Raw genomic sequence first — 19,515 nt, 5'->3', positions numbered from 1 at the left:
ATTCCTGGCTTCGCCTTCCCGTGGCCCTCGCATGAGCCCCAGCTTGCCCATCCTGAACCGACCGATCCGCTTCGCCCTGGTGGGCTGTGGTCGCATCTCGAAAAACCATGTCGACGCCATCTCCGCCCATGGGGATGCAGCGCAATTGGTGGCGGTTTGCGACACGAAACCCGAGGCTTTGCAAGCGGCTGTGGCGCTCACCGGTGCGCCCGGCTTCGCTTCGCTGGAAGCGCTGCTGGCCGGCAGCGATGCCGACGTGGTCGTGCTGGCCACGCCCTCGGGCCTGCATCCGCAGCAGGCAATTCAAGTGGCCTGCGCCGGCCGCCATGTCCTGAGCGAAAAGCCGATGGCGACCAAGTTCGAGGAAGGCATGGCCATGGTCAAGGCCTGCCGCGACGCGGGCGTGAAGCTCTTCGTGGTCAAGCAGAACCGGCTCAATGCCACGGTGCAGCGCGTCAAGAAGGCGATCGACGAAGGCCGCTTCGGCCGCATCTACATGAGCACGGTGAACGTGTTCTGGACCCGCCCGCAGGCCTATTACGACGCGGCGCCCTGGCGCGGCCGCTGGGACCTGGATGGCGGCGCCTTCATGAACCAGGCCAGCCACTACGTGGACCTGCTCGACTGGCTGGTCGGGCCGGTCGACAACATCCATGCCTACACCGCCACCCTGGCGCGCGACATCGAGGCGGAGGACACCGGCGTGATGAGCCTGCGCCTGCGCCATGGCGGCCTGGCTTCCATCAACGTCACCATGCTGACCTGGCCGCAGAACCTGGAAGGCTCGATCACCATCCTCGGCGAAAAGGGCACGGTCAAGATCGGCGGCACCGCGGTCAACAAGATCGAGCATTGGGCCTTTGCCGACGCGCGCCCTGAAGACGCCGAGGTGCTGGCCGCCAGCTACGAGACGGGCAGCGTCTATGGTTTCGGACATCCGCTCTATTACGACAACGTCATCAAGACGCTGCGGGGCGAGGCCAGCGCCGAGGTCGATGGCTATGAGGGCCTGCGCTCGCTGGAGATCCTGGTGGCCGCCTACCGCAGTGCGCGTGACGGCCAGCGCGTCGGCCTTCCCCTGGTCTTCTGAAAGCAATGATGAGCCCCCACGTTTGCGGCTTCGCCGCTTCACTGCCCCCCGAGGGGGCGCATGTCGCCCTTGGGGTGGTCCGGCGAACGACATGACCTACTGGAAGCACGACAGCGCCATCGTCGACGATGGCGCGCAGCTGGGCGCGGGCACCAAGGTCTGGCACTTCGCCCATGTCAGCCCGGGTGCCCGCATCGGCGAGCGCTGCTCGCTGGGGCAGGGTGTCTACGTCGGCAACGACGTGAGCATCGGCGACAACGTCCGCATCCAGAACAACGTCTCGGTGTACGACGCTGTGACGCTGGAGAGCGACGTGTTCTGCGGGCCGTCGATGGTGTTCACCAACGTCTACAACCCGCGCGCCGCCGTGGCGCGCAAGAACGAATACCGCCGCACGCTGGTCAAGCAGGGGGCGACGCTGGGTGCCAACTGCACCATCGTCTGTGGCACGACGATAGGTGCGTACGCCTTCGTCGGCGCCGGTGCTGTAGTCACCGCGGACGTTGCGCCATTCGCCCTGGTGGTCGGCGTGCCGGCACGCCAGATCGGCTGGATGACCCGGCATGGGGAGCGGCTTGAGCTGCCCCTGGTTTTGCCTGCCGACACGGACCTTTGCTATGCCGAGTGCAAGCAGACCGGTGATGTTTATCGACTGGGGCCTGATGGCGTGGCCCTGGCTCGCGAAGGAGATCGTTCTTGAGCATTCCTTTCATCGACCTGAAGGCCCAGTACCAGGCGCTGCGTGACCCCATCGCCGAGCGCATGCAAAAGGTGCTGGACCATGGCCAGTACATCATGGGCCCCGAGGTCAAGGAGCTGGAAGAGAAGCTCTCCGCCTTCGTCGGCGTCAAGCACTGCATCACCGTCTCCAGCGGCACCGAGGCCCTGCTGATCGCCTTGATGGCCATGGGCTTCAAGCCGGGCGACGAGGTCATCACCACGCCCTTCACCTTTGCCGCCACGGTCGAGGTCATCGTGCTGCTGGGCGGTGTGCCGGTCTATGCCGACATCGAGCCCGATACCTGCAATATCGATGCAGCCAGGATCGAGGCGCTGATCACGCCGCGCACCCGAGCCATCATGCCGGTGAGTCTCTATGGCCAGGTCTGCGACATGGACGAGATCAATGCGATCGCGGCCCGTCACGGCAACATCCCGGTGATCGAAGATGCGGCGCAGAGCTTTGGCGCCACCTACAAGAACCGCAAGAGCTGCGGCCTGTCCACCTGGGGCGCGACCAGCTTCTTCCCGAGCAAGCCGCTGGGCTGCTATGGCGACGGCGGCGCGCTGTTCACCGATGACGACGCGCTGGCGCAAGCCGCACGCGAGATCCGTATCCATGGCCAGAGCCAGCGCTATACGCACACCCGTGTCGGCGTTGGCGGTCGCATGGACACGCTGCAATGCGCCATCGTGCTGGCCAAGCTGGAGCGCTTCGAATGGGAGCTGCAACGCCGCCGCGAGATCGGTGAGCGCTATCAGCACAAGCTGGCTGGCCTGCCGCTCGAGCGTCTCGCCGTGCGCGCCGACCGCGATTGCGTCTGGGCTCAGTTCACCGTGATGGTGGAAGGCCGCGCCGAGCTGCAGACGGCGCTGACCGCTGCTGGCATCCCCACGGCCATCCACTATCCCAAGCCGCTGCACCGGCAGCCGGCCTATGCGCGACCCGACCTCAGCCTGCCGCGGTCCGAAGCCGCCGCGGCGCGTGTGATGAGCCTGCCGATGAGCGCCGACCTGAGCGAAGCGCAGCAGGACGCCGTGGTCCAGGCGCTGGCGCAGGCCCTGGGTTGAACGCCTGATGAGAGATAGGGGGCTGCTGCGCAGCACGCTGACCCTGCTGGCCGGCGGCGCCCTGGCGCAGCTCCTGCCGCTGTTGCTGGGGCCTTGGCTCACGCGGCTCTATTCGCCCACGGAGTTTGGCCAGTTCTCCTTCATCTGGACGCTGGCCACCAACCTCGCGGTGGTCGGCTGTGCCCGCTATGAATTCGCCTTGCCGCTGGAGCGCGACGCCGGCGCTGCCGCAGTGCTGATGGGCTTGTGCGCCCGCGTGCTAATGGGCGTGCTTGCGGTTTCCGTCGTCGTGGCTGGCGTGCTCTTGCTGGTCCAGGACTTGAGCCTGGCATGGTGGCTGCCACTCGCCGTGGCGGCCGGCGCGATGACACAGTGGCTGACCTTGTGGGCCACGCGGGCCGAGCGCTTCAAGGCGCTGGCGGCTGCGCGTGTCGTGCAGTACGGTGGTGGCTCGGCAGCCCAGGTCGTGCTGGGCTTGCTGCAGGCGGGCGCGGTCGGCCTGCTGCTCGGCCCCATCCTCGCGGCGCTCGCAGCCGCACTCCTGCTGTCGCGGCCAAGCCCTGAAGGCGGTTGGGCGGCGGTGTGGAAGCAGCCCCGCGCGGCGCTCAAGGCCATGGCCCGCAAGCACCGCGATTTTCCGCTGCTCAACACGCCGCATGCCTTTGCCGGCGCGCTTCAAGACAGCCTGGCGCTGATCCTGATCACCGCCTGGTCGGGCGAAGCGGCGGCGGGCTACTGGGCCCTGGCCCTGCGCTATCTCAAGGCGCCGGCCGGCCTGGTAGGCGGCGCCTTGTCGCAGACGCTTTACCCGCGCCTGGTTGGCGCAGCCACGCCTGCCGAAGGCCTCTACGCCGTGCGCCGGACCATGCTGGTGCTGATCGGCCTGGCCCTGCCGCTGATGATCGTGCTGCTGCTGTGGGGGCCGTGGCTGTTTGCCCGCGTGTTCGGTGAGCGCTGGGTCGAGGCCGGCACCCTGGCCCGCGCCCTGGCACCCTATATCGCCATGCACTTCATTGCCTCGCCGCTGTCGGTCGCCACCATGGCCTGGGGCGCACAGGGCTGGGCCTTGCGCCTGGCGCTGGTGGGGCAGCTGATGTTCGTCGGCGGCCTGGCTGCCGGTCTGAAGCTGGGCGGCCTGATCGGCGCTGCCTGGGGCGTGTCGGCGGCAATGCTGCTCTACTTCAGCTACTTTTTCTGGTCGCTGGCCCATTGGAGGCATGAGGAACGAGCATGAGAGCGATCCTGAACCGTTGTCGGCGCCTGCTGTGGCGCACGCTGTTCTACCGCATGGTGTTCGGCGAGCGCGGCTCGCGCGGAGAGGACCTGCCGCACACCCGTGTGGCGCCCAGCACCTGCATCGACGGCGAGTCGGGCCTGCGCCTGGCTGATCATGTCTTCATCGGCCAGTTCAACTTCATCGATGCGACCGCGGGCCTGGACATCGAGGAAGGCGTTCAGATCACCAACTTCGTCTCCATCGTCACGCACAGCTCGCACCGGTCGATCCGCCTGCTGGGCCGTGCCTATGTGGAGCACACCGGCCCGCCGCCCGGCTACCTGAAGGCGCCGATCCGCATCGGCGCCTACAGCTTTGTCGGCCCGCACAGCCTGATCGAATCGGGCGCGAATATTGGCAAGGGCTGCGTGATCTGTGCCTATTCGCAGGTGCGCGGCGAGGTGCCCGATTTCGCGATCATGCAAGGCCAGCCGGCGGTTCAGATCGGCGATGTGCGCCACCGTGACGCCGAGCTCCTTGGCCGCTATCCCTGGATGGCGGCGCACTACGAGGCCTGGGCCGGCGAGCTGCCGGACAAGCATCAATGAAACTGGTGCTGATTGGTGACGGCGAAAGCCCGCACCTGCTCAAGTGGGCGCGGGCGCTGCAGCCGCAAGTCGAGCTGTGGGCGGCCTCGTCGCGCGGCTTTGCGCCGGGGTTCGATGCGCTGCTGCCCGCCGAGCGTCGCCTGGCAATGCACTCGGACCCGGCCCATGGCGGTGGCAATGTGGCCGTGCTGGCCAAGTTGCCGGCGCTGGGTCGCTGGTTGTCCAGGATCGATGCCGACTGGCTGCATGCGCACTACCTGACTTCGCACGGCACCCTGGCCTGGGCCGCCAAGCGCGGCTGGGGCCTGCGAGCACGCATCGCCGGCTCGGCCTGGGGCAGCGACATCCTGGTCACGCCCGAACAGGGCTGGGCCTACCGCTGGCTGACGCAGCGGGTCCTGAAGTCCTGCGCCTTGACCACGTCCGACTCGCGCCACATGACGCAGCGCATGCTGGCGCTGGGCGCCCGTGAGGTGATGACTTTCCCCTTTGGCCTCGAGGCTTTGCCCAAGCAGGGCGCAAGAAAGAGCCCCTGGCTGTTCTTCGCCAACCGCGGGCTGGAGCCGATCTACGCGCCGGAGCGGGTGATCACGGCCTTCGCTGCGGTGGCAGCCCAGCAGGCCGAGGCGCGCCTGGTCGTCGCCAATGACGGCAGCCTGCGCGCCGCGCTGGAGCAGCAGGTGCGCGCGCTGGGCCTGGCCGACAAGGTCGAGTTCGTCGGCCGGCTCGACGCCAAGACGCAGGGCGGCTGCTACGCCCGGGCCCGCTGGTACCTGAGCCTGCCGCAGAGTGATTCGGTGGCCGTCTCGGTGCTGGAGGCCATGGCGCATGAATGCCTGCCGATACTCTCGGACCTGCCGGCCAACCATGAGCTGGTCGGCGAGGGCGCCGGCCGCGGCCTGATCCTGCGCGACGAGGCCCGGCTGCCCGGGCAGCTGGATGCTTTCGCCGACCCGGAGGGCGCTGGCGTCGCCAACCGAGCATGGGTTGCCGAGCATGGCTTGTTCGGCCCCGCCGTGGGACGATTTCTTGAACGTCTGAAGCACATCGAAGGAACGGCCCCTTGAGGCTCTTGCTGATCAATCATTACGCCGGATCGCCCGAACTGGGCATGGAGTACCGGCCCTACTACCTGGCGCGCGAATGGGTGCGTCAGGGCCATCAGGTGCTGATACTCGCGGCCTCGCATTCGCATGTGCGCACGACGCAGCCCACCAAGCTCGGCGAGAAGATCGACGGCATCAGCTACTGCTGGTACCAGACGCCGAAGTACGAGGGCAACGGCCTGGGCCGGGTGCGCAATATCTGGTCGTTCTGCCGCCAGGTGAGTGGGGATGCGACGGCGCTGGCGCGCGAGTTCCGGCCAGATGCGGTGATTGCATCGTCCACCTACCCGATGGACTTCTGGGTGGCCCGCAAGGTGGCGCGTCTGGCCAAAGCCAAGTTGGTCTATGAAGTGCACGACCTCTGGCCGCTGTCACCGATCGAGCTCTCCGGCATGTCGCCGCATCACCCCTTTGCGATGCTGTGCCAGAAGGCCGAGAACGATGCCTACCGCGATGCCGATGTCGTCGTCTCGATGCTGCCCAAGGTGCACCAGCACATGGCCTCGCATGGGCTCGACCTGAAGAAGCTGCACATCGTGCCCAACGGCATCACGCTGGATGAATGGGAAGGCGAAAGCGAAGCGCTGAACGCCGAACTGACGGCGCATCTGGCCACGCAAAGAGCGGCAGGCCGTCTCGTCCTGGGCTATGCCGGCTCGCACGGCCTGCCCAATGCGCTGGACGTGCTGCTCGATGCGGCCAAGCTCCTGAAGAACGAATCCGTCAGCATCGTGCTGGTGGGTGGTGGCCATGAGAAAGAACGGCTTCAGGCGCGCGTGCGCGATGAAGGCCTGACGAATGTGACGATGTTCGCGCCCATCCCGAAGCGCCAGATTCCCGCGCTGCTGAAGGGTTTCGACATTGCCTACATCGGCTGGCAACGCACGCCGATCTACCGCTTCGGCATTGCACCGAACAAGCTGATGGATTACATGATGGCCGAGCGTGCGGTCCTGCATTCGGTCGAGGCCGGCAATGACCCGGTGGCCGAAGCGCAAGCCGGCCTGACCGTGCCGCCGGAGGACGCGCAGGCGGTGGCTGAAGGCGTGCGCCGCCTGGCTGCAATGAGTGCGGAAGAACGCGCGGCCATGGGCCAGCGTGGTCGGGCCTTCGTGCTGGCCAATCACACTTATCCCGTGCTGGCTCAGCAATTCATCAACGCCTTGCAGTGACCCTCGCCGAATGAACCAGGAACGCCAGCAAGAGATCGCTGCCATTGCCGAGCGCTATGCGCGGCGCGATGCTGGCGACCGCTACAGCCTCTTGCGGCCCGAGGTCTGGCAGATGCTGCAGGAACGCGAGCGAGCGCTCTTGACGCTGCTGGCCAAGAAGCCCGGGCGTCCGCAGGACTGGAAGCTGACCGAGGTTGGCTGCGGTGCCGGCGGCAACCTGCTGGAGCTCTTGCGAGCCGGCTTCGCACCCGAGCATCTTTGCGGCGTCGAGCTCTTGCAGGAGCGCTTCGAGCTGGCGCAGCGGGTGTTGCCGGCGCGCGTGAAGCTGTTGGCGGGTGACGCCACGCAGGCCGGCATTGAGCCGGGCAGCCAGGATTTCGTTTTCCAGTCGACCGTGTTTTCCTCCATCCTGAGCGACGCAGTGCAACAGCAGCTGGCCGATGCCATGTGGCGCTGGCTCAAGCCCGGTGGGGCGGTGCTCTGGTACGACTTCATCGTCGACAATCCGCGCAATGCCGATGTGCGCGGCGTACCGCTGCGCCGGGTGCGTGAGCTGTTCCCGCAGGCGCGGGTCGGCAGCCAGCGCCTGACGCTGGCGCCGCCCTTGGCGCGGCTGGTGTGCCGCCTGCATCCGGGCGCCTACACCGTCTTCAACAGCATTCCCTGGCTGCGCACCCATGTGCTGGCCGTGATCGAGAAGCCATGAGCTCTTCTGAAACCAAGCAAGCCTTCCTGCCCTTCGCCCTGCCCGAGATCGGTGAGGACGAGATCAACGAAGTGGTCGATACGCTGCGCTCCGGCTGGGTCACCACCGGCCCGAAGGCACGCAGGTTCGAGCAGGATTTCGCCGCCTTCCTCGGTGAGCCACAGATCGAGTGCATCTCGGTCAACTCGGCCACGGCGGGGCTGCATCTGGCGCTGGAAGCCATAGGCATCGGTCCCGGCGACGAGGTGATCACCACCACCCACACCTTTACAGCCACCGCTGAAGTGGTGCGCTACCTGGGGGCGGACGTGGTGCTGGTGGATATCGACCCGGCCACGCTCAATATCGACCCGAAGCTGGTCGAGGCGGCGATCACGCCGCGTACCAAGGCGATCGTGCCTGTGCATTACGCGGGCCTGGCGGTGGACATGATTGCCATCCTCGACATCGCTCGCAAGCACGGTTTGCGCGTGGTCGAGGACGCAGCCCACGCCTTGCCCACGACACTTGAGAAGGAGCTGATCGGCACCATGGGCAGCGATGCCACCGTGTTCAGCTTCTATGCCAACAAGACGATGACGACCGGTGAGGGCGGCATGCTGGTGACGCGCAACGCCGAGCTTGCCAAGCGAGCCAAGGTGATGCGCCTGCATGGCATCAACCGCGACGCGTTCGATCGCTTCACCGCCAAGGTGCCCAGCTGGTACTACGAGATCGTGGCGCCGGGCTTCAAGTACAACCTGACCGACATCGCTGCGGCGCTGGGCATCCACCAGCTCAAGCGCATCCCGGCTTTCCAGGCGCGCCGCGAGCAGATCGCCCAGCAGTACCTCGGGGCCTTTGTCGATCTGCCCTTGATCATGCCGCCGCTGCCGGTGGAAGGCGACACCCATTCCTGGCATCTGTTTGTGCTGCGCCTGGCTGACGATCTCGAGATGGAGCGCGACGCCTTCATCGAACAGATGTATGCCCGCGGCATCGGCTGCAGCGTGCACTACATCCCGCTGCATCTGCAGCCCTACTGGCGCGAGCGCTACAGCCTGCGCCCCGAGCAGTTCCCGCATTCGCAGAAGGCTTACGAGCGCATGCTGAGCATCCCGCTCTACACGGCGATGACGGATGCAGACGTACAGCGCGTGATCACCGCCGTGCGCGAGATCGCGCAGGGCGCCTGAGTTCATGGCCAAGCGGGCATTCGACATCTGTTGCGCGGCGCTGGGCCTGGCCCTGCTCGCGCCGCTGCTCGTCGTGCTCGCCGTGTGGGTCAAGCTCGATTCGCCCGGCCCCGTGTTCTTCAGGCAGGAGCGGGTGGGGCGGCATGGCCAACCCTTCCTGATCCACAAATTCCGCACCATGCGTGCTGACAATGCCGGCGCGCAGATCACCGTGGGCGCCGACCCGCGCATCACCCGCAGCGGCGAGCTTCTGCGCCGCTACAAGCTGGATGAGTTGCCGCAGCTGTGGGACGTGTTGCGCGGCGCGATGAGCCTGGTCGGCCCGAGGCCCGAGGTGCCCAAGTACGTGGCGATGTACCCCGAAGAAATGCGTCGCCTGGTGCTCTCGGTCCGACCCGGCATCACCGATCCGGCCTCGCTGCGTTATCGCAATGAAAGCGAACGTCTGGCTGCCGCCGCCGACCCCGAGCGCGAGTACATCGAGGTCGTGATGCCGGCCAAGCTGGCCCTGGCCGCCGACTATGTGAGGCAGGCCAGCCTCGGCGGCGACCTGCGGCTGATCTTCTCGACCCTGGCAGCGCTGCGGCGCTGATGGAAGCTTCGGCATGTTCTGGCTCTCACTCGACGCTTTCCTGACCCGCATCCGCCGCTGGCGCGAGCCCTTGTCGCTGCTGCTCGATGCGGCCGTGGTGGCGCTGGCCTGGCAGGCCACCTACCTGTTTCGGCTCGGTTTCGAACGCTGGCTGTCGGCCAGGCCTGGCTACGACGCCGGCGTGCTGCTGGCGCTGGTGCTGCTTTATGTGATGGTGCTGTGGAGCCTGCGCGTGCCCAAGGGCATGTGGCGCTTCAGTGGCTTTGGCGAGGTGAAGCGCTTGCTGCTGGCCTGTGTCATTGCGGGCACCCTGGGGGCCTCCGTGATACAGATGATGGAGCTGCGCGCGGTGCCGCGTTCCGTGCTGGCCTTGCATCCGCTGTTCTGCGCAATCGGCCTGGCGATGGTGCGCCTGGGCTATCGCATGCTTTACGAGCACATGCGCGGCCGCATCAGTGGCAGCGCGCAAGAAACGCGACGTGCGCTGGTGATGGGTGCCGGCGACGCCGGCCGCCTGCTGGTGGCCGGTGTCCAGCATCAGGGCTGGGTGGTGGTCGGCCTCCTGGATGACGATGCTGCCAAGCGTGGCATGCGGGTCGGCGGCATCCCGGTGCTGGGGCGCCTGGACGATGTGCAGGCCCTGGCCGAGCGCCATGGCATCACGCATGTCGTGGTCGCCATGCCCGGCGCCGAACTGTCCCAGCGGCGCAGGGCTCTCGATCTTGCCGGTCGCACGGGTCTGCAGGTGCTGACCGTGCCCAGCAGTGCTGAACTCCTGCAAGGCAGCAAGCCCGAGCAATTGCGCGAGATCGAGCCGGAAGACCTGCTGGGTCGCGAACCGGTGCAACTGGATGAGGCCGGCATCAGCGATGCGCTCTCGGGCAAGGTGGTCCTGATCAGCGGCGCTGGCGGCAGCATCGGCAGCGAGCTGTGCCGGCAGGTGGCGCGCTTCGGGCCCTCGCGCATCGTGCTGTACGAGCTGAGCGAGTTCGCGCTCTACGGCATCGAGCAGGAGTTGTCGCAGCGCTTTCCCTTGATTGCGCTGACCCGCCTGGTGGGCGATGTGAAGGACCTGGCCCATCTGCGGCAGACCTTTGCGCGCCAGCGGCCGCAGATCGTCTTCCATGCCGCTGCCTACAAGCATGTGCCGCTGATGGAGCAGGACAACGCCTGGGCAGCGCTGCGCAACAACACGCTCGGTACCTATCACGCCGCGCTGGCTGCAGCCGAGGCGGGCGCGGAGCGCTTTGTGCTCATCAGTACCGACAAGGCAGTCAATCCGACCAATGTGATGGGCGCCACCAAGCGCGCCGCCGAACTGGTGATCAGCCAGCTCGCGCGCCAGGGGCACAAGACGCGCTTCATGGCCGTGCGTTTCGGCAATGTGCTGGGATCCAGCGGCAGCGTGATTCCGAAGTTCAAGGAGCAGATCGCCGCGGGCGGCCCGGTGACCGTGACGCACCCCGACATCACCCGCTATTTCATGACCATTCCAGAAGCGGCGCGCCTGGTGGTGCAGGCGGCGGCCTTGGGCGAGAGCGGCCAGGTCTATGTGCTGGACATGGGCGAGCCGGTGAAAATTGTCGACCTGGCACGCGACATGATCCGGCTCTCGGGCCACAGCCTGGACGAGATCCGCATCGTCTTCAGCGGCCTGCGCCCAGGCGAAAAGCTCTATGAGGAATTGCTGGCAGACAGCGATACCACGCTGCCAACAGCCATCAAGCGCCTGAGCGTGGCACGGCTTGACGATGCCGAGGCAGCGAACAAGGTGCTGGGCTGGCTCGACGCATTGATGCAAGGCCCGGCCCTGGAAGACGATGCGGTGCGTGCGGCCTTGCGGCAGCTGGTGCCCGAGTTCTCGTCGGCCAAGCACTGAGATATTGAATGACGATGATCAGCGAATCCCATCTGAACTGGCTCGAGGAAGAAGCCATCTTCATCCTGCGCGAAGTGGCGGCCTCGTTCGAGCGGCCGGCGCTGCTGTTCTCGGGCGGCAAGGATTCCTGCGTCGTGCTGCGCCTGGCGGAGAAGGCCTTCAAGCAACGCGTGTCTGGTAACGAGTTCAAGGGCCGTCTGCCATTCCCCTTGCTGCACGTGGACACCGGCCACAACTTCCCCGAGGTCATCGCGTTCCGCGACCGCCGTGTTGAAGAGATGGGCGAGCGCCTGGTCGTCGGCCATCTGGAAGATTCCATCGCCCGCGGCACGGTGCGCCTCTCTCACCCGCTGGAGTCGCGCAACGGCCATCAAACGGTCGCTCTCTTGGAAGCCATCGAAGAACACCGCTTCGACGTGCTGATCGGCGGCGCCCGCCGCGATGAAGAAAAAGCCCGCGCCAAGGAACGCATCTTCAGCCACCGCGACTCCTTCGGCCAGTGGCAGCCCAAGGAACAGCGCCCGGAGCTGTGGAACCTGTTCAACACCCGCATCCGCCCGGGCGAACACTTCCGCGCCTTCCCGATCTCGAACTGGACCGAGCTCGATGTCTGGCTCTACCTGGCCCGCGAGAACATCCCGCTGCCGTCGCTGTACTACGCCCACGAGCGCTCGGTGATCCGCCGCAAGGGCCTGCTGGTGCCGCTGACGGAGGTGACGCCGCCCGAAGAAGGCGAGACCGTCGAGACGGCAACCGTCCGCTTCCGCACCGTTGGCGACATGACCTGCACCTGCCCGGTGGAGAGCGATGCCGCGACGGCCTCGGAGATCGTCGCCGAAACCCTGACCGTCACCATCAGCGAGCGCGGTGCCACCCGCATGGACGACCGCACCAGCGAGGCCTCGATGGAGCGCCGCAAAAAGGAAGGCTATTTCTGATGAGCGCCGTCTTGAACAATCTGATCCACGAGCAAGACGTGGACACCCAGCACCGGGCTTTGCGCTTCCTCACGGCAGGCAGCGTGGACGATGGCAAGAGCACCTTGATCGGCCGGCTGCTGTTCGACAGCCGGGCCATCCTGGCTGATCAGCTGGACACGCTGGAGAAGCGCGCCGCCGGTGCGCCGATTGATCTCTCATTGCTGACCGACGGCCTGGAGGCCGAGCGCGAGCAAGGCATCACCATCGATGTGGCTTACCGCTACTTCGCCACCAAGACCCGCAAGTTCATCATTGCCGACGCTCCGGGCCATGAGCAGTACACGCGCAACATGGTGACTGCGGCTGCAGGAAGCGATGCAGCAGTCGTGCTGGTGGACATCACCAAGTTGAAGCTCGATGAAGCCGAGATCACGCTCCTGCCGCAGACCCGCCGCCACAGCCTGCTGGCGCACCTGCTGCGGGTGCCGAGCATCGTGTTTGCGATCAACAAGATCGATGCGCTGGAGCATCCGGCCGAGGGCTATGCCAAGGTGAGCACGGCGCTGCGCAAGTTCGCGCAGGACGCGGGCATCGAGGTCAAGGCCATCGTCCCGGTCAGCGCGCTGCGGGGCGACAACGTCACCCAGCCGCTGGATGCGAGCTGGTACCAGGGCCCGTCGCTCTTGCAAGTGCTGGAGAGCCTGCCGACGGTGCAGGAGAAGGTCGAAGGCCGACTGGCCATTCCCGTGCAGTACGTAGCCACCAACGGCGATGGCACGGGCCATCAGCCCAGAACCCTGTGGGGCCGCATTGCCCATGGCCAGGTCAAGGCGGGCGACGAGATCCAGGTGCTGCCCAGCGGCCAGAAGGCCATCGTGGCTGAAGTGCGCAAGGCGGGCGAAACCGTCGCACACAGCGTGGCGGGCGAGTCCGCCGGTCTTCTGCTGGACCGCCAGCTGGACGTGAGCCGTGGCGACTGGATCGTCACGCCGGGCAGCGCCGAGCCCAAGCAGGCGTTTGAAGCGACGCTGGCCTGGCTGGACACCGAGCCGGCCCAAGTCGGCCGCAAGTACTGGGTGCGCCACGGCAACCGCTGGGTGCAAGCGCGCATCACGGCCATCGAGCACAAGCTGGACATCCACACGCTGGCCGAAGCTCAAGCGCATGAGCTGGCGGTCAACGAGATCGGCCACGTGAAGATCGAGACGCAGCAGCCACTGCCGGTGGAGCCGTACACGGAGAACCGCGTGGGTGGCGCATTGATCGTTGTTGATCCTGCGTCCAACCGCACCTCGGGTGCTTTGCTGGTGCGAGGCCAGGCATGACAGCGGCGCTGACCGTATGGCTGACGGGGCTTTCAGGCTCTGGCAAGTCGACCCTGGCCGAGGCGACCGCAGCCTGGCTTCGGGAGCAGGGCATTGCGCACACCGTTCTGGATGGTGATGTCCTGCGCACCGGGCTCTGCCGGGATCTCGGCTTCTCGGACGCGGACCGCCGCGAGAACATTCGCCGCGTGGCCGAGGTGGCGCGCTTGATGAATCGCGCCGGAACAACGGTGATCTGCGCGCTGATTTCGCCCACGCGTGCCGACCGTTCCATGGCGCGCGAGATCGTCGGCTCGGAGCGCTTTGTCGAGGTGCATGTCGCCGCGTCGCTGTCGGCCTGCGAAGCCCGCGACCCCAAAGGCCTTTACAAGCGCGCGCGCGCCGGGCTGGTGCCGCAGTTCACCGGGATCGACTCGGTCTATGAAGAGCCGCTTGACCCTGCGTTGCGGCTCGAGACAGCACAGCAGCCGGTGGCGCAGAGCCTGGCAGAACTCTGCCTTTGCCTGCAGGCACGGCGGGCGAAGTTGCTCGCCTAGTGCCGGCTGCTTGGCCGTTCAGCGCGGCAGGTCTTTCCAGGCTTGCTGCAGCTCCGGTGGCAGCCGGTTGTCATAGAAGCCCTGCTGCGGGATCTTGAACGGCGCGGGCTCTGCAGGAGCTCGCAATATGCACATCAGGCCGGAGTAGCCGCTCAACTTCTTGTCGATGGCCAGGCGCACATAGTCGGCCTGGTTGCCAAGGGCCACGATCTTGTGCGGCGTGGTGCTGCAGTCGATGTAGGTCATCAACAGGATCTCGTACCGGTTGGCCAGACACAGGTCGTAGAAAAAGGTCGGGTGGTAGTTGAAGAAGCCGTGGTCGTAGCAACCCTGGTTGGGCAGGGAGTGCAGCATCTTGCCGCCAGGCCGCACCAGCTCGTGGATCGACTTGAAGGCCTGGTACTGATTGAACACATGCTCGGTGGTGCCGATGTTGGTGACCAGGTCGAACTGCTCGTTCAGGTTCAGCGGCTCGTTGAGATCCAGCATCAGGGCTTCGGTTGTGCCGTGCAGGTCGATGGCCTTGTAGCTCGAGTAGTTGAACACCACCTTGTAGAAGATCTTGGCCAGGTCCCACATTCTCTGGCGGTCCTTGCGCTCAAGCACCGCGGCCAGCTCTTCATGCAGTTGCTGGCGGCGCTCATCGGGCAAATTCGCGTTGTCGATGATGAAGCCGACGTCCTCGGCAGGGATGTCGCCGAACCAGTTCTGCTCACCCAGCTCGATCATGGACAAGGGTTCTCCCGTGCCGATGGCGCCCTGACGGCGCAGGTCGAAGAGCATTTGGATGAGCGAATGTGAGAGAGCCATGGATGCAGCCGAGGTGAAAGATTGAAACCGGATTGTGCCGGGAGTATGGCGTCAGCAGCCGAGTGCAGCCCGCGCAGCCGCCTTGGCATGGGCACGCAGCTCGGGGACGGCGGTGGCCTCCCAGTGCTGCGAACGCAGCATCGGCCCGACATAGAAGAGCCCGGGCTGCTCTCGACCTTCGGCATCAGCAAGCGCATAGCCGGCACCAACTTCCAGCCCCAGCCCCAGGGGGCAAGGGCGCAGGCGACCGTCGTGCAACAAATGGCCGAACAGTCCGCGGCGGCCCTCGGCCAGCCGTGTCGAAGGACCCGTGCAGTTGAACACCCGCGCGGCCTTGAACTCTTGCGTGTCCTGACCACCGCGAGCGCGCCATTGCAAGGCCACCAGGCCATCGGCATCCACGCGGGCCCCCAGCAGTCTGCCCGCCGCTGCCTGCACCCGGCCTTGCGCCTGAGCAGCACGAAGCACCGCCAGTGCCTGGGGTGCCGCCCGGTGCCGGTGCACGTCCCAGAAGGGCAGCAGATGGCGCAAGAACTGGGCTCGGGCCCGCTCGTCGAGTCGGTGCCACAAGGCCGTTGTGCGGGGCCGCAAGGCGACCCAGACATCGCGCCAGTCCTGGCCATTTGCCTGTGCACGACCAATGGCCTGGCGTACTTCGCGCAGCTGGCTGCGCAGGGAGCCTGCCGCCAGCCAGCCAGCGGGCGCTTGCCATTGCGGCGGGGGCAGCTCGTTTTCCCGATGCGGCTTCGGCAGCAGGCCGCGCCGCGAAATCGCCAGCACCGGCCCGTGGTGCCCCATCGCCTGCAGCGAGATCAGCAGGTCCAGCATGGTCAGGCCGGTCCCGATCAGGGCCACCGGTGCATCGGCAGGCAAACCTGAAAGGGCGTCCGGCTGCCAGGGGTCGCCGACGTAGCGATCTGCCGGCAGGGCCTGCAGCGATGGATGAGGGCAGGCGGGGGCGAAGTTGCCCAGGGCCAGCAGGACGCGATCTGCGGTCAATGTAGGCCCGTGGGCGCATTGGGCGATCCAGCGGCCGGCTTCGGGCGTCAGCGAATCGATCCGGTCTTGCAGCTGCTGCCAGTGGACGTCGGGCCGCGCAGCAATGTGCTCGCGCAGGCGTACGGCAAGATAGTCGCCATAGCGCTGGCGCGGAACGAAAGCGGCACCGTCGCAGGTGTTGCCCTGGCCAGCAAGCCAATTGACGAAGTCGTCCGGCTGCTCGTCGGTCCAGGACATGCGGGCGGCCGGCACATTCAGTAGGTGCAAGGGCGACTGCGTGCCATAGGCGAGCCCCTTGCCCAGCGGCCCCCCACTGTTGGCCAGCGTGATGCTGCTGCCGGCCGGTGCCTGTTTCAGCAGCTCACAGGCCAGCGCCGTGCCGACGAAGCCGCCGCCGATGATGAGGAAATGCACGGCCGCGTGACTTCAATGCCCGGCTTCGCAGACCAGGTAGATCGTGGAGCACAGGTCCGGGTACTGCTGGCCCAATGCATAGCAGCCGTCCAGATAGGCGGGCGAGATGATGTCGGTCTGCAGCAGTCGATCCCACTGGAAGTTGGCCAGTGCCTTGAAGAAGATGCCCGAACGGTGCACGACCTTCAGGCCGGCCGCCTTGGCATCGCGCTCGAGCGTGTCCAGCGCATAGGTGCAGCGGTGGCCGTGCTCGGCCTCGGCCGGCGTGACTGCACTGTTGTGGCTGATCAGGCCCATCTTGACCGCGATCTGGCGTGAAGGCGCATTCGCGTTCGGGCAGGCCAGGAAGAAGCGGCCACCCGGCGCCAGCCATTCCTTGTTCACGCGGGAAAGTACGCTGACGGGGTCGTCCAGGTGCTCCAGCACATGGGTCATCACGATGTTGTCGTAGCGGCGCGGCAACTGCACCTGCTCGAACAGCGCGTTGTGGAACTGCACCTTGTCGCCGAGCCGCTCTTTCGCTTCGGCCATGGCCTGGTCAGACGCCTCGACGCAGCTGACGTCGTCAAAATGCTCCTGCAGCCGCCGCGTGAAGTCGCCCTTGAAGCTGCCCAGCTCCAGCATGCTGCCGGGCCGGAAGAAGGGCTGAAAGGACTGGATCATGTACGGGTGCATGACGTCGAAATCGAAGCCATAGGCGTACTTGCGGCCGGTGGAATCGACGATCTCGGCGTTGTAGTCGCGGGTCTTCTTGTCCATGGTCTCGTGCAGGTTCAGAGTGGGCGATGCATGGGCAGCATCTGCTGCACAGGCTCGGCGGGAATGAAACCGTGGCGCTCGTAGAGGCGCCGCGCGGGGTGATTGTCGCAGTGCAGCTCGAGCCGCACGCGGGCCAGGCCGGCGGCGCGTGCGAGCGTGCAGGCGGCTTCGATCAGCCGGTCGGCCCAGCCCTGGCCGCGCCAGGCGCGCTCCAGGCTGACACTGGTGATGAAGGCATCGGCGCCAGCCGGTGCGTTGCAATAGATCGCCACCAGGCCGACCAGGCGCTCGCCCTGCCACAGCTCGACGCGCCGGGCCTGGCTGGCCAACTTGGTGGCGTAGGCAGGCAGGTCGACGCGGCTGCTCAGCACCGGCATGAAGTCGGTGTCGGTGCGTTCCAGGTGCTGGCGCAGCGCGCTGGCGTCCGCGGTGTCGATCGCCTGCCGAAGTTCGGTCGTCATGGCTCCAGCACGGCCAGGCCGAAGCCCTGGCGACCGAATTGATTGCCGTTGTAGAGCAGGTAGACGCGGCCCTCGACCTGGCAGACATGGGGGTAGCACATCATGTCGCTGTCCCACTGGCCAGGCTCCATGGCCAGGCCCGGTTCTTCATCGTCGCGGGTCCAGTGCTGCAGGTCGTCTGACCAGGCGTGGCCGATGCGGTAGCCACGCGACGGGTCGGTGCGGAAACCGTAGGCATGGCGGTAGCAGAAGAACATGTGCCAACGCGCGCCGATCTTGATCAGCGTGGGCAGGGCCTGGCATTCATCCTCGCCGAGCCGGTCGCTGATGATGCGGCGGCCTTCTTCATTCTTGACCCAGTTGACGCCATCCGCCGAGATCGCATGGCCGATCTTGTAGACCCGGTCGGGCGCTTCGCCGGCGGCATATTGAGTCCAGTGGGTGCCGAAGATGTACCACATGTGGAACCGGCCATCGACCTGCTGGACGAAGCCGTCGCCGACCAGGAAAGGTTCTTGCGGCGAGGGCCCCAGCACGGGGCCGGGCCCGGTGCGCTGGAAGGTCTTGCCGCCGTCGCGCGAGATGGCCAGGCCAATCGCCGTCTCGACTGACACCGACACGCGCCGGCTCCAGCCGCAGGTGTAGCCCCAGACCTCGTCGCCCACCGGCAGCACCTGCATGGGGAAGATGCCGTGTTCATCGAATGCGCCCAGCTCACCGAGCGGAATCACCGGCTCGCTGTTGACCCGCAGCACCCGCGAGAAGTCCTTGCTGAACTCGGCATAGGCCATGTGGCTGAGGAACTTGCCGGTGCTGGCGTCGCGCTCACGCGTCGAGAAATAGACACGCACCGCGTCGTCGAGCACCAGCACCTGGGGCGACTGCGCGAACTCCTGGCAGTTGCTGATCAGCTGATGGTCCCGGGGGTTGAAGATCTGGCCGAGCTTGCGCCACTTCATGGTCTGGTCTCTTTCAATCTGCGGTGCTCAGAGCTGGCCGACCAGCTCGGCCAGGCCGAAGCCGTGGCGACCGACGCCGTTGCCGAGGTAGGCCATATAGGTCTTGCCATCCAGCTCGAACACATGGGGGTAGGCCACCATCTCGCTGTCCCAGCCCTCGGCGGAGACATCGATGCCGGCGTGGCTGTCGTCGCGCGTCCAGTGCAGGAGGTCTTCGCTGTGGGCGTAGCCGATGCGATAGCCACCGGCCTTGCCGCGGAAGTCCGCGCTGTAGCGGTAGCAGAAGAACATGTGGTACTTGCCGCCTGCGTAGATCACGTCCGGGCTGGCCTGGGCTTCGTCCTCCTCGATGCGGCTCTCGATCAGGTCGCGGTTCTCGCGCTGCCAGTTCAGCCCGTCGTCCGAGCTGGCCATGCGGATCTTGTAGACCGGCTCGGCGCGACCGTTGACCATCTTCCATTTGCGGCCGGCGATATAGAACAGCACCCAGCGTTCGTTGAAGCGGCGGATCTTGGGGCCGCTCAGCACGAAGGGTTCGTCCGGCGTGTAGGCCAGCACGGGGCCCGGGCCGGTCTTCTCGAAATACTTGCCGCCATCCGTGCTGACGGCACGGCCGATGGCAACGTTGAAGGGCACGGATTCGCAGCGCGTCCAGCCGGCGTAGAACGCCACATGGCGGTCGCCGTCAGCGAGCACCGAAACCGGGTAGGTGCCGAACTCGTCGAAGCAGCCGGTGCCGCCCAGCTCCAGGATGGGGCGCTCGGCGAAGTCGAGCACCTTCAGAAGATTGCTGCGGTCCAGGTCGACATAGGCCGAGAAGCTGGTGTACTGGCCGCGCTCGTCGGGCTTCGGACGGCAGGAGAAATAGACACGCACGCGGTCCTTGAGGATCAGCGTGGCAGGCGCCTGCGCGAACTCGGCGAGCCAGGCGCGGCCCGGGACCTCCTGGGGCACGAAGGGGCGGCCGAGCTTGTTCCAGTGCAACATGGGAGTGTTC

20 protein-coding genes are annotated in these 19,515 nt (G+C 66.3%); 14 read left to right on the top strand and 6 right to left on the bottom strand.

From position 1 onward, the window contains the following. The first annotated feature begins 31 nt into the window (after nucleotides 1-31). From ABT392_RS13775 to cysC, 14 genes are all read left to right on the top strand, one after another. Complete coding sequence (locus ABT392_RS13775; protein ID WP_395385513.1) at nucleotides 32-1,090, top strand: Gfo/Idh/MocA family protein; 1,059 nt, start codon at nucleotides 32-34, stop codon at nucleotides 1,088-1,090. Between the two features lie 91 nt (nucleotides 1,091-1,181). Continuing rightward, on the top strand, nucleotides 1,182-1,790 hold the full coding sequence (locus ABT392_RS13770) for an acyltransferase (RefSeq protein WP_334276406.1): 609 nt from the start codon (nucleotides 1,182-1,184) through the stop codon (nucleotides 1,788-1,790). 2 nt (nucleotides 1,791-1,792) lie between these two features. After that, the gene (locus ABT392_RS13765) at nucleotides 1,793-2,881 is read left to right on the top strand and encodes a DegT/DnrJ/EryC1/StrS family aminotransferase (RefSeq protein ID WP_334276492.1); all 1,089 of its coding nucleotides are present in this window, start codon (nucleotides 1,793-1,795) and stop codon (nucleotides 2,879-2,881) included. 7 nt (nucleotides 2,882-2,888) lie between these two features. Further along, nucleotides 2,889-4,115, top strand: a complete 1,227-nt coding sequence (locus tag ABT392_RS13760) for a lipopolysaccharide biosynthesis protein (protein ID WP_334276405.1) — start codon at nucleotides 2,889-2,891, stop codon at nucleotides 4,113-4,115. Then, complete coding sequence (locus ABT392_RS13755) at nucleotides 4,112-4,705, top strand: acyltransferase (RefSeq protein WP_334276404.1); 594 nt, start codon at nucleotides 4,112-4,114, stop codon at nucleotides 4,703-4,705. Before ABT392_RS13760 ends, ABT392_RS13755 begins: the two co-directional genes overlap by 4 nt. Then, complete coding sequence (locus tag ABT392_RS13750) at nucleotides 4,702-5,772, top strand: glycosyltransferase (RefSeq protein ID WP_395385515.1); 1,071 nt, start codon at nucleotides 4,702-4,704, stop codon at nucleotides 5,770-5,772. Before ABT392_RS13755 ends, ABT392_RS13750 begins: the two co-directional genes overlap by 4 nt. After that, nucleotides 5,769-6,983: a glycosyltransferase family 4 protein gene (locus ABT392_RS13745; protein ID WP_395385516.1), complete on the top strand. Its 1,215-nt coding sequence runs from the start codon at nucleotides 5,769-5,771 to the stop codon at nucleotides 6,981-6,983. The genes ABT392_RS13750 and ABT392_RS13745 overlap by 4 nt, the downstream gene beginning before the upstream one ends. A gap of 10 nt (nucleotides 6,984-6,993) precedes the next feature. Further along, nucleotides 6,994-7,689: a class I SAM-dependent methyltransferase gene (locus ABT392_RS13740; RefSeq protein WP_395385517.1), complete on the top strand. Its 696-nt coding sequence runs from the start codon at nucleotides 6,994-6,996 to the stop codon at nucleotides 7,687-7,689. Continuing rightward, nucleotides 7,686-8,864: a DegT/DnrJ/EryC1/StrS family aminotransferase gene (locus tag ABT392_RS13735; RefSeq protein ID WP_395385518.1), complete on the top strand. Its 1,179-nt coding sequence runs from the start codon at nucleotides 7,686-7,688 to the stop codon at nucleotides 8,862-8,864. The genes ABT392_RS13740 and ABT392_RS13735 overlap by 4 nt, the downstream gene beginning before the upstream one ends. A gap of 4 nt (nucleotides 8,865-8,868) precedes the next feature. Continuing rightward, entirely contained in the window at nucleotides 8,869-9,456 is a 588-nt protein-coding gene (locus ABT392_RS13730; protein ID WP_395385519.1) for a sugar transferase, read from the top strand. Nucleotides 9,457-9,469: 13 nt separating this feature from the next. Next, the gene (locus ABT392_RS13725) at nucleotides 9,470-11,335 is read left to right on the top strand and encodes a polysaccharide biosynthesis protein (RefSeq protein ID WP_395385520.1); all 1,866 of its coding nucleotides are present in this window, start codon (nucleotides 9,470-9,472) and stop codon (nucleotides 11,333-11,335) included. An 8-nt stretch (nucleotides 11,336-11,343) separates the two neighbouring features. Then, complete coding sequence (cysD, locus tag ABT392_RS13720) at nucleotides 11,344-12,273, top strand: sulfate adenylyltransferase subunit CysD (protein WP_334276397.1); 930 nt, start codon at nucleotides 11,344-11,346, stop codon at nucleotides 12,271-12,273. Beyond that, entirely contained in the window at nucleotides 12,273-13,580 is a 1,308-nt protein-coding gene (locus ABT392_RS13715) for a sulfate adenylyltransferase subunit 1 (protein WP_395385521.1), read from the top strand. Before cysD ends, ABT392_RS13715 begins: the two co-directional genes overlap by 1 nt. Next, nucleotides 13,577-14,116, top strand: coding sequence for an adenylyl-sulfate kinase (gene cysC, locus ABT392_RS13710; RefSeq protein WP_334276395.1), 540 nt, complete (start codon nucleotides 13,577-13,579; stop codon nucleotides 14,114-14,116). The genes ABT392_RS13715 and cysC overlap by 4 nt, the downstream gene beginning before the upstream one ends. An 18-nt stretch (nucleotides 14,117-14,134) precedes the next feature. Here the strand turns inward: cysC and ABT392_RS13705 are convergent, their stop codons facing one another. The 6 genes from ABT392_RS13705 to ABT392_RS13680 form a co-directional block, all read right to left on the bottom strand. Beyond that, complete coding sequence (locus ABT392_RS13705; RefSeq protein ID WP_334276394.1) at nucleotides 14,135-14,899, bottom strand: class I SAM-dependent methyltransferase; 765 nt, start codon at nucleotides 14,897-14,899, stop codon at nucleotides 14,135-14,137. A 78-nt stretch (nucleotides 14,900-14,977) separates the two neighbouring features. Further along, entirely contained in the window at nucleotides 14,978-16,339 is a 1,362-nt protein-coding gene (locus ABT392_RS13700) for an FAD/NAD(P)-binding protein (protein ID WP_395385522.1), read from the bottom strand. 12 nt (nucleotides 16,340-16,351) lie between these two features. Beyond that, entirely contained in the window at nucleotides 16,352-17,098 is a 747-nt protein-coding gene (locus ABT392_RS13695; protein WP_395385523.1) for a class I SAM-dependent methyltransferase, read from the bottom strand. 14 nt (nucleotides 17,099-17,112) lie between these two features. Further along, entirely contained in the window at nucleotides 17,113-17,559 is a 447-nt protein-coding gene (locus ABT392_RS13690) for a GNAT family N-acetyltransferase (RefSeq protein WP_334276391.1), read from the bottom strand. Then, nucleotides 17,556-18,518 carry a glycoside hydrolase family protein gene (locus ABT392_RS13685; protein ID WP_334276390.1) on the bottom strand — a complete coding sequence of 321 codons (963 nt, stop codon included), beginning with the start codon at nucleotides 18,516-18,518 and terminating at the stop codon, nucleotides 17,556-17,558. The genes ABT392_RS13690 and ABT392_RS13685 overlap by 4 nt, the downstream gene beginning before the upstream one ends. A 27-nt stretch (nucleotides 18,519-18,545) precedes the next feature. Then, nucleotides 18,546-19,505, bottom strand: a complete 960-nt coding sequence (locus ABT392_RS13680) for a glycoside hydrolase family protein (protein ID WP_334276389.1) — start codon at nucleotides 19,503-19,505, stop codon at nucleotides 18,546-18,548. Nucleotides 19,506-19,515: the final 10 nt, after the last annotated feature.

Source organism: Paucibacter sp. JuS9 (genome assembly GCF_044043925.2).
In the GTDB taxonomy this organism is placed as follows: Bacteria; Pseudomonadota; Gammaproteobacteria; order Burkholderiales; family Burkholderiaceae_C; genus JAUASW01.
Note: the sequence above shows the minus strand (reverse complement) of the source record. Positions and strands in the feature narration are given on the sequence as shown.